Origin of the sequence: Nocardiopsis lucentensis DSM 44048, from assembly GCF_000341125.1 — a bacterium.
Lineage (GTDB): Bacteria > Actinomycetota > Actinomycetes > Streptosporangiales > Streptosporangiaceae > Nocardiopsis > Nocardiopsis lucentensis.
The window spans coordinates 1-9,466 of sequence record NZ_ANBC01000212.1; the positions used below are offsets into that span (position 1 = coordinate 1).

Annotated in this window: 8 protein-coding genes and 1 pseudogene; 8 read left to right on the top strand and 1 reads right to left on the bottom strand. The window is 70.7% G+C overall.

Annotation, left to right across the window (positions count from 1 at the left end):
- Positions 1-1,337 (top strand): phospho-sugar mutase (locus tag D471_RS0107130; protein ID WP_017597976.1); only part of this gene is annotated, 1,337 nt, incomplete at its 5' end.
- Between the two features lie 16 nt (positions 1,338-1,353).
- Here D471_RS0107130 and D471_RS0107135 read toward each other — a convergent pair.
- Positions 1,354-1,845, bottom strand: a complete 492-nt coding sequence (locus D471_RS0107135; RefSeq protein WP_017597977.1) for an Lrp/AsnC family transcriptional regulator — start codon at positions 1,843-1,845, stop codon at positions 1,354-1,356.
- Between the two features lie 809 nt (positions 1,846-2,654).
- Between D471_RS0107135 and D471_RS0107140 the strand changes: the two genes are divergently transcribed.
- The 7 genes and pseudogenes from D471_RS0107140 to D471_RS0107170 all read left to right on the top strand — a co-directional run.
- A complete protein-coding gene (locus tag D471_RS0107140) occupies positions 2,655-3,695 on the top strand; it encodes a thiamine pyrophosphate-dependent dehydrogenase E1 component subunit alpha (RefSeq protein ID WP_017597978.1) in 1,041 nt (346 codons plus the stop codon).
- Positions 3,692-4,711 (top strand): alpha-ketoacid dehydrogenase subunit beta, encoded by a 1,020-nt coding sequence (locus tag D471_RS0107145; RefSeq protein WP_017597979.1) that lies wholly within the window; start codon positions 3,692-3,694, stop codon positions 4,709-4,711. The genes D471_RS0107140 and D471_RS0107145 overlap by 4 nt, the downstream gene beginning before the upstream one ends.
- A 6-nt stretch (positions 4,712-4,717) precedes the next feature.
- Positions 4,718-5,062, top strand: coding sequence for a biotin/lipoyl-containing protein (locus D471_RS0107150; protein WP_017597980.1), 345 nt, complete (start codon positions 4,718-4,720; stop codon positions 5,060-5,062).
- Between the two features lie 139 nt (positions 5,063-5,201).
- Positions 5,202-5,933 carry an alpha/beta fold hydrolase gene (locus tag D471_RS0107155; RefSeq protein ID WP_026127492.1) on the top strand — a complete coding sequence of 244 codons (732 nt, stop codon included), beginning with the start codon at positions 5,202-5,204 and terminating at the stop codon, positions 5,931-5,933.
- 336 nt (positions 5,934-6,269) lie between these two features.
- On the top strand, positions 6,270-7,325 hold the full coding sequence (locus D471_RS0107160; protein ID WP_017597982.1) for a BMP family lipoprotein: 1,056 nt from the start codon (positions 6,270-6,272) through the stop codon (positions 7,323-7,325).
- A gap of 160 nt (positions 7,326-7,485) precedes the next feature.
- The gene (locus D471_RS0107165; protein ID WP_017597983.1) at positions 7,486-9,096 is read left to right on the top strand and encodes an ABC transporter ATP-binding protein; all 1,611 of its coding nucleotides are present in this window, start codon (positions 7,486-7,488) and stop codon (positions 9,094-9,096) included.
- Positions 9,093-9,466: pseudogene (locus tag D471_RS0107170) on the top strand (ABC transporter permease); the annotation flags it as partial. The gene D471_RS0107165 and the pseudogene D471_RS0107170, both read left to right, overlap by 4 nt.

Here is a 9,466-nt window from a genome sequence, read left to right on the forward strand (position 1 = left end):
TGCTCACCGGGGCCGGGCACCGGGTGTCGGTGCTGCCGCGCCCCCTGCCCACCCCCGTCCTGGCGTTCGGCGTGCGCGATCTGGGCGCCGACGCCGGGATCATGGTCACCGCCAGCCACAACCCGCCGCGGGACAACGGGTACAAGGTCTACGTCGGTGGGGACGGCCCGAACGCGGGCGCCCAGATCGTCGCCCCGGTCGACGCGGAGATCTCCGCGGCCATCGACGCCGTCGGACCGCTCGGTGACCTGCCGCTGGGCCGGGACTGGACGGTCCTGGGGGAGGAGGCGGTCGAGCGCTATCTGGCGGCGGTCACCGCCCTGCCGCTGGGCGCCGACCGGGACCTGGCCATCGCCTACACGCCGATGCACGGCGTGGGCGGCGAGGTGCTGCTGGCCGCCATGGAGCGGGCGGGGTTCGCCCGCCCGTCCGTGGTCGACGTCCAGTTCGCCCCCGATCCCGACTTCCCGACCGTGGAGTTCCCCAACCCCGAGGAACCGGGGGCGATGGACCTGGCGATCGAGGCCGGGCGGGCCGGGAAGGCCGACCTGGTGCTGGCCAACGACCCCGACGCCGACCGGCTCGCCGTCGCGGTGCCCGGCCACGGGCTGCTCACGGGCAACGAGGTCGGCGGTCTGTTGGCCGAGTACGTGCTCGACCACACCTCCGGGGCCGACCGGGCGGTGGCGACCTCGATCGTGTCCTCCAGTCTGCTGGGCAAGATCGCCCGCGACCGGGGGGTGCACTACGAGGAGACCCTCACCGGGTTCAAGTGGCTGGCCCGGGCCGGCGGTCCCGGTCGGCGGCCGGTCTTCGCCTACGAGGAGGCGCTGGGGTACTGCGTCGGCGGTGACGGGGGCCGCCCCGTGGCCGACAAGGACGGTATCGGCGCGGCGCTGGTGATGGCGGCGCTCGCGGCCGAGGCCCGGCGCGAGGGGCGCACGCTGGTGGATCTGTTGGACGACCAGGCGCGCCGGTACGGCCTGCACCTGAGCGACCAGCTCTCGGTGCGAGTGAAGGACCTGTCAGTGATCTCGGCGGCGATGCGGCGGTTGCGTGCCGAGCCGCCCACGGAGTTCGGTCCCCTGAAGGTGGCCGGGGTCGACGACTTCTCCGGGGGCCACGAGGGGCTTCCCCCGACCGACGCCCTGCGGTTCCGGCTGGAGGGTGGTGTCTGGGGTCGGGTGACGCTGCGGCCCTCGGGCACCGAGCCCAAACTCAAGGCCTACGTCGAGGTGGTTCTGGACGCGGACGCGGACGTGGCGGCCGCTCGTGCGCGGGGTGCCGCGCTGCTCGCGGACCTGGTGTCCTCGGTCGCCGGGGTGGTCGGGGCCTGAGCCCGCCTCGGGCGGTTCACTCGAACTCGGGGGGCTCCACGACGGGGCGGTGGACGACCTCGTCGATCACGGTGAGCGTCTGGGTGTCGGTCACACCGGGGAGGGACTGGAGCCGGGTGAGGATCAGGTCGCGCAGCTGGTTGGTGTCGGAGACGCGGACGAGGAGGACGATGTCCGCCGATCCCACCACGTACCAGCAGTACTCGATCTCGGGGTAGGAGGACAGGATCTCGCGGTTGGCGCGCCAGTCCGGCTGGCTTCCGGAGATGAGGACGAGCGCGGTGACGCCGAGCCCCATCTTGGCGTGGTCGGTCACCACGGAGTACCCGCGGATGACGCCCTCGTCGGTGAGCCGCTTGATCCGGTTGTAGGCCGTGGCCCTGGAGACGTTGGCCAGTGCGGCGATCTCCGTGATCCCGGTCCGCGCGTCCTTGGCGAGGGCGCTCAGGATGGTCTGGTCGGTGGAGTCCGGCCGCCGGCCGCTCCTGCGCTGGTCGCCCATGGCCATGTGCGTGCTCCTCGTGTGCTCTTGTGCCAGTGTCCGCCCCTTCCGTCGTCTTTGACCGGGGCTAACGAACTACCAGGTAAACGTTGTTCTCGTCCATTGGGATCTCAGTCCGCGAGATTGGGCGGCCGAGGGTGGGCGCCGCCGTCCCGGGAGGGGGATAACCGCGGAGGAACGTTCCGGGAGACCTCGCGCGGGCCCGACGGGAGTGGTGTCGGGTCGGGGGAGTCTGACTGTACTCAAGGTGGATGACATCGCTGGGGCGGGGGTTTCCCTGACCCGTGAGTAACTACACCGCGCTTCGGCAAACGTGACAGAACTTCTCCTCTTGTGGTCCTTTCTGTTGCTGTTTGTCGCATTGATTCCCGCTCATGGCGGCACGTTGTCCACATGTGGCCAGGAGCGACGGCTACGCTCGGTGCACTACGCGCGGTGATTCCGTCCTCGCGTGGCGTGCCTTCGAGGTGGGGGCGCGGCGCGGTCGTCCCGAGTTCCGGTCGGTGTGGAGTCAGGGTGGAGCGAGGTCCGGTTCGCGGTGTATCGCATGATGTGCCGTTTTCTGCCGAGACTGCGTGCCCATGTTAGACATTTAAGAACATGTGGCTGCTCTACGTCCTCATTTGTATCAACTATGGGCATGTATCTAGCTATTCTGTCGAGATGTCCGGAGAATCACGGGTAGGACCGTGACACCCGAGCCCCGACCGCGTCACCACGCGCGGGGCCACGTTGGGAGCCGCTCGACCATGCCCACCCGTCGCCCGCCATCGCCCCAGAGTCCGCTTCGCGGAGAGGGAGGGGCCGCGCGCCCAGTGCCTTCCGACGATGAGCCGGAGGGCCGGGGATCCATCGCCGTGGACCACCTGCCGCCCGACCTCACCCGCGCGCTCTACCGCCACATGCGGACCGCGCGCGACCTGGACGCCGAGGCCATCGCCCTCCAGCGCCAGGGCGTCTTCCCCGCCTACGTGTCCGTGCGCGGTCAGGAGGCCGCCCAGGTCGCCAGCGCCGCGGCCATGGACCCCGAGCGGGACTTCGTCTTCCCCACCTACCGCGAGATGGCCTCCGCCCTGGCCTACGGAGTGGAGATGGTCGGCTACATGGCCACCCACCGCGCCCTGTGGCACGGCGGCCTGTACGACGTCATGGCCTCCCGCTTCGGCGCGATCAACGCCGTGGTCGGCGGACCCGTGCCGCACGCGGTCGGCTGGGCCGTCGGTGAACGGCTGCGCGGCGACGACGGCGTCGCCCTGGCCTACTTCGGGGACGGGGCCAGCTCGGAGGGCGACGTCCACGAGGCGATGAACTTCGCCGGGGTCATGGCCGCCCCCGTCGTCTTCTTCTGCCAGAACAACCAGTGGGCGCTGTCGGTCCCCAACCACCGCCAGGTCGCCGGCGGCTCGGTCCGCGCGCGAGCCGAGGGCTACGGGATGCCCGGTGTCCTGGTCGACGGCAACGACGCCGGGGCCGTGTACCAGGCCACCGCCGCGGCGGTGGCCCGCGCCCGCCGCGGCGAGGGCCCCACCCTGATCGAGGCGCTGACCTACCGTGTCGAGCCGCACTCCACCTCCGACGACCCCGGCCGCTACCGGGACGAGGCCGACACCGAGCGCTGGCGCCGCCGGGACCCCCTCGACCTGCTGCGCGCGGCCCTGGTCGAGGCCGGGCACGCCGACGAGGAGTCGCTCGCCGAGGTGGACGCCGCGGCCAGGACGCGCGCCGAGGCCATCCGCGACGGCGTGGCCGCCGCGCCCGAACCGGACGGCTCCGAGCTGTTCACGCACGTCTTCCGGGAGACCACCGACGAGCTGACCCGGCAGCGCCGTGTCTGGCAGGAAGAGGTCGAGCTGTGACCGAGCTGATCGAACGGGCCGACGCCCCCGCGACCGCCACCACCGTCGAACTGTCCATGCAGCAGGCGATCAACCGCGCCCTGCGGGTCCTGCTCGCCGAGGACCCCGACACCCTCGTCTTCGGTGAGGACGTCGGCGCCCTGGGCGGCGTCTTCCGCGTCACCGACGGGCTCCAGAAGGAGTTCGGCGACCAGCGTGTCTTCGACACCCCCCTGGCCGAGTCCGCGATCATGGGCATGGCGGTCGGCCTGGCCATGAACGGTTGGCGCCCGGTGCCCGAGCTCCAGTTCGACGGCTTCGCGTACCCGGCCATCGACCAGATCGTCAACCAGGTCGCCCGGATGAACTACCGGACCCGGGGGGCCGCGCCCATGCCGATCACCCTGCGCCTGCCCTCCTTCGGCGGGATCCAGGCGCCCGAGCACCACGGCGAGAGCCTGGAGGCGCTCTTCGCGCACACGCCCGGACTCAAGGTGGCCGCCCCCTCCGACGCGGGCGACGCCTACACCCTGCTGCTCCAGTCGGTCCGCTCCGACGACCCGGTCGTGTTCATGGAGCCCAAGGCCCGCTACTGGGACCGCAAACCCGTCCAGCTCCTGGAACCCACCACTCCGATCGGCACCAGCCGTGTCGTCCGCCCCGGACGCCACGCCACCCTCATCGCCTGGGGCGCCATGGTGCACCGCTGCCTCCAGGTCGCCGAACTGGCGGCGGAGGACGGCGTGGACCTGGAGGTGCTGGACCTGCGCTGGCTCAAGCCGATCGACGCCGCCGGGCTGGCCGCCTCGGTCGCCCGCACCAAGCGCGCCGTCGTCGTCCACGAGGCCCCGCTCACCGCCGGACTGGGCGCGGAGGTGGCCGCCCTGGTCACGGAGAGCTGCTTCCGCGACCTGTCCGCCCCCGTCCAGCGCGTCACCGGATTCGACGTCCCCTATCCCGCGGGTCCCCTGGAGCCGCAGTACCTGCCGACCATCGACCGCGTCCTGCTCGCGGTGCAACGGACCCTGGAGTACTAGACGACCATGGCAGAGGACAACACCACCTTCACCCTTCCCGACCTCGGCGAGGGACTGGTCGAGGCCACCGTCCTGGAGTGGCAGGTCGCCGTCGGCGACCGCGTCGAGCGCAACGCCCCGCTGGTGGAGGTCGAGACCACCAAGTCCGCCGTGGTCATCCCCTCGCCGACCGAGGGCAGGGTGGTCACCCTGCACGCGGAGGAGGACGAGGTCGTCCCGGTGGGGGCACCCCTCGTCACCTTCGCCGTCACGGTGAGTGACGAAGCCCCTCAGGCGGGCATCGTCGGAAAGGTCCCGACGGAGGAGGCCAAGCCCGCGCGCCGCGTGCGGCTGAAGCCGCCGACGGACTGAGGACCACCACGTCAGAAGGCCCGTTCGGATGTAACCACAAACGCATACCGGAAATCTCCGGTGGCGTTTATAGGAACATCTGATTGGGCCTTCGGTTTTTCCTGGGTGAAACACCAAGTCCACAATCGATTGGGGAATCATGACCGCGAATCTGGTCGGTGACGTGACAATGCGCTATGCGGATTTGCCTCCGGGTGAACCGGCGGGTGCCGTGCCGGTCCTACTTCTGCACGGATTCGGCACCGACTTCGGTATGAATTGGTCCGCCGCGGGATGGCCGCAGGCGCTCGGCGGAGCCGGACTGCGCGTGCTGGGCCCGGACCTGCGCGGTCACGGCGCCAGTGACAAGCCCCTCGACGAGGCCTCCTACCTGCCCGAACGCTTCACCGCCGACCTGCTGGGCCTGCTCGACGAGCTCGCGGTGGACCGGGTCGACCTGGTCGGTTACTCCATGGGCTCCCGTCTGGCCTGGGACCTGGCCCTGACCGCCCCCGACCGGGTGCGGCGCGCCGCCCTGGGCGGTTTCGGGCCGGTCAACGCCTTCGCCGACGCCGACCTGTCCGCACCCGGCGCCGGCGACACCCCCTTCGACCAGGTCTTCCGGACCGTGGCCGGGCTCCCGGGCAACGACGCCGACGCGCTGGCCGCCTGCGCGCGAGGCCAGGCCGCCCGCCCGTTCACCGAGGACCCCAAGCCCGTCGGCGTGCCCCTCCTGCTCGTCTCCGGCGCCCGGGATACGCTCGCGACGGGAGCCGAGGACCTGGCGGCCCGCTGCGGCGGGACGCATGTCGAGATCCCCGGGCGAGACCACGCCAACGCGGTGTCCTCGCGTGTCTTCAAGCAGGCCGTCGTGGACTTCCTGGTTGGATAGTCCGGTCTAGACCGGATGGCTCCGCCGGAGTCGCGTCGTGGCCCCGGCGGGGAAGTGTGACACATGGTAATCGACTGGGGGCGGGGTGTGAAAACCCCTCTCCGCGCCGGAGAACCTCAGGTCGGATAAGGAGGAACGGGAATCTGGCCGCCGTCACACGGGGCTTGCCCGGCAAGAGTCGGGTGAGGCGTCGTGTCTCTCAGCTCTCGCCTTCATAACAACTCAGTCCGCATGTCACGTGTACTTTCCACCAGCGGATATTGTCCGGCAACAGAACTCAGGTCGGATCCGTGATGAATGCGGGCCGCTGAGAGGGCGAAGGGGAGAGTTACCGAAGTGAAGCGCAGCAACGCGGCCAAGTTCGCCGCCGCCGCGGCGGCGGGTGTGCTGGCCCTCACCGCGTGTGACAACGCGACCGACAACGCCAGTGACGGCGGCGGCAACGGCGGCGAGGAGACCTCCGACGTCCGCGTCGGCCTGGCCTACGACGTCGGCGGACGTGGCGACCGCTCGTTCAACGACTCGGCCTACCGAGGTCTGACCCAGGCCGCCGAGTCTCTGGGAGTGGAGACACGTGACTTCGAGCCCGCCGACGGCGAGCCCGAGTCCGCCAAGGAAGAGCGCCTGGCGACCATGGCCAACGAGGGCTTCGACGTCGTCATCGCCGTCGGGTTCGCCTACGCCGAGTCCGTCCAGGCCGTCGCCGAGGAGTACCCCGACGTCCACTTCGCGATCGTGGACTCCGAGATCGAGGGCCTCCACAACGTGACCAGCCTGGTCTTCGCCGAGGAGCAGGCCTCCTTCCTGGCCGGCGCCGCCGCGGCGCTGTCCACGGAGGACGACCACGTCGGCTTCATCGGCGGTGTCGAGACCCCGCTGATCCAGAAGTTCGAGGCCGGGTTCGTCGCGGGTGCCGAGCACGTCAGCGATGACATCGAGATCGAGATCGACTACATCAGCCAGCCGCCGGACTTCAGCGGCTTCAGCGACCCCGCCGCGGGCCGCGAGACCGCCCAGGCCCAGTACGACCGCGGCGCGGACGTCGTCTACCACGCCGCCGGGGCCTCCGGCAACGGTGTCCTCCAGGCCGCCGTGGAGAACGACTTCCTGTTCATCGGTGTCGACAGCGACCAGTACGCGAACGCCGAGGACGACCAGAAGCCGTACGTGCTCACCTCCGCCATCAAGCAGGTGGACGTGGCCGTGTACGAGCTGATCCAGGACGCCGTCGAGGGCGACGTCGAGGGCGGCATCCAGCGCTTCGACCTGGCCTCGGGCGGTGTGGACTACACCCAGTCCAACGAGGAGCTCATCGATCCGCTGGTCGAGGAGCTCGACGGGTACAAGCAGCAGATCATCGACGGCGAGATCGAGGTCCCGACCGCCCCGTAACACGCCGCGCCACGGGCCGGTCCCGTGGCACCGCACCGGAGGCGGCACCGGAGCGCGGAGGACCCGCGCCCGGTGCCGCTGCCGGTTGCCGCTTCGCGACGACGGCGTCCGGAGGCCGACACGCCCCCCACGCCCCGCCGCCAGTTCCACGAGGAGACAGATGAGCAGCACGTCATCGGGCGGCGGGTCGAGCCGAACCCCCGCCGTCGAGCTGCACGGGATCACCAAGCGTTTTCCCGGAGTCGTGGCCAACCACGACATCGACATCACCGTGGCTCCCGGTACCGTGCACGCCATCGTCGGCGAGAACGGTGCGGGTAAGTCCACGCTGATGAAGACCCTGTACGGGATGCACCGCCCCGACGAGGGCACCATCACGGTCAAGGGTCAGGAGGTGCGCTTCCACTCGCCCTCCGACGCGATCCGCCACGGCATCGGCATGGTGCACCAGCACTTCATGCTCGCGGACAACCTCACCGTCCTGGAGAACGTGGTCCTGGGCGCCGAGCGCCGCCACGGCATCGGCAGGCGCGCCCGTGCCGAGATCCAGAAGCTGTCCGCCCAGTACGGCCTGGGCGTCGAGCCCGACCGCCTGATGGAGGACCTGGGCGTCGGCGACCGCCAGCGGGTGGAGATCCTCAAGGTCCTCTACCGGGGCGCCGAGACGATCATCCTCGACGAGCCCACCGCCGTCCTGGTCCCGCAGGAGGTCGACGAGCTCTTCGACAACCTGCGCGAGCTCAAGCGCGAGGGCCTGACCGTCATCTTCATCTCGCACAAGCTCGACGAGGTCCTGTCCGTCGCCGACGACATCACCGTCATCCGCCGGGGGACCACGGTGGCCACCGCCGACCCGAGCACCACCACCGCCCGGGAACTGGCCACCCTCATGGTCGGCGGCGAACTGCCCGTCCCGGAGCTGCGCGAGTCCACCGTGACCGACCACGTCGTGCTCTCGCTCGACGGGGTCACCGTCCGCTCCCCGGAGGGGCGCCCGCTCGTGGACGAGGTCAGCGTCGACATCCACCGCGGCGAGATCGTCGGTATCGCCGGTGTCGAGGGCAACGGCCAGTCCGAGCTGATCGAGGCCATCATGGGCATGCGCCACCTCGCCTCGGGCCGCATCCGCCTGGAGGGCCAGGACGTCACCGGCTGGTCCACGCTGCGCATCCGCGAGGCGGGTGTCGGCTACATCCCCGAGGACCGTCACCGGCACGGTGTGCTGCTGGAGTCCCCGCTGTGGGAGAACCGCATCCTGGGCCACCAGACCAAGGCGCCCAGTGTGCGCGGACCCTGGATCAACAGGGTGGGGGCGCGCGCCGACTCCGAGCGCATCGTCGCCGAGTACGACGTGCGCACGCCCAACATCGACGTCATCGCCGACGCGCTGTCCGGCGGCAACCAGCAGAAGTTCATCATCGGCCGGGAGATGAGCGGTCAGCCGCGCTTCCTGGTCGCCGCGCACCCCACGCGCGGTGTGGACGTGGGCGCCCAGTCGGCCATCTGGGAGCAGCTGCGCGAGGCCCGCGCCGCCGGCCTGGCGGTGCTGCTGATCTCCGCCGACCTGGACGAGCTGATCGGCATGTCCGACACGATCCACGTGATCCTCCGCGGCCGCCTGGTCGCGGAGGCCGACCCGACCACCGTCACCCCCGAACAGCTGGGCTCGGCCATGACCGGCGCCGGACTGCGCGCGGGAGGCGGTTCCACGGAGAGTGACAGCGGTGCTGAGGGTACTGACCGTGCCGACGAGGACGGGGGCGAGTCGTGAAGACCTCTGACAACCGACGCCCGCTCCCCGGACCCGTGGCGTTCGTCATCGCGGTGGTCCTGGGCACGGGTGTCACGTTCGCCCTCGACATGGCGCTGCTGTGGTGGGCGGCGCTGATCATCGGCGTCACCGCGGCCTTCGCGTTCGTGGCCGTGACCCACTCCATGGTGCCGCCCGAGCGCCGCGTCGCGGCCGCCGGGACGGACGAGAAGGGCACCGCGCTGCACAACACCCTGGTGGTGCCGACGGCCCTGGTGCTGTCGGTGGTCGCCGGACTGCTGTCGGCGTGGCTGCTGGACCTGCAGTTGATCGAACCGGTGGCCGCGGCCGTCGGCGCCGTCATCGGCTCGGCGCTGACCTTCCTGCTGTT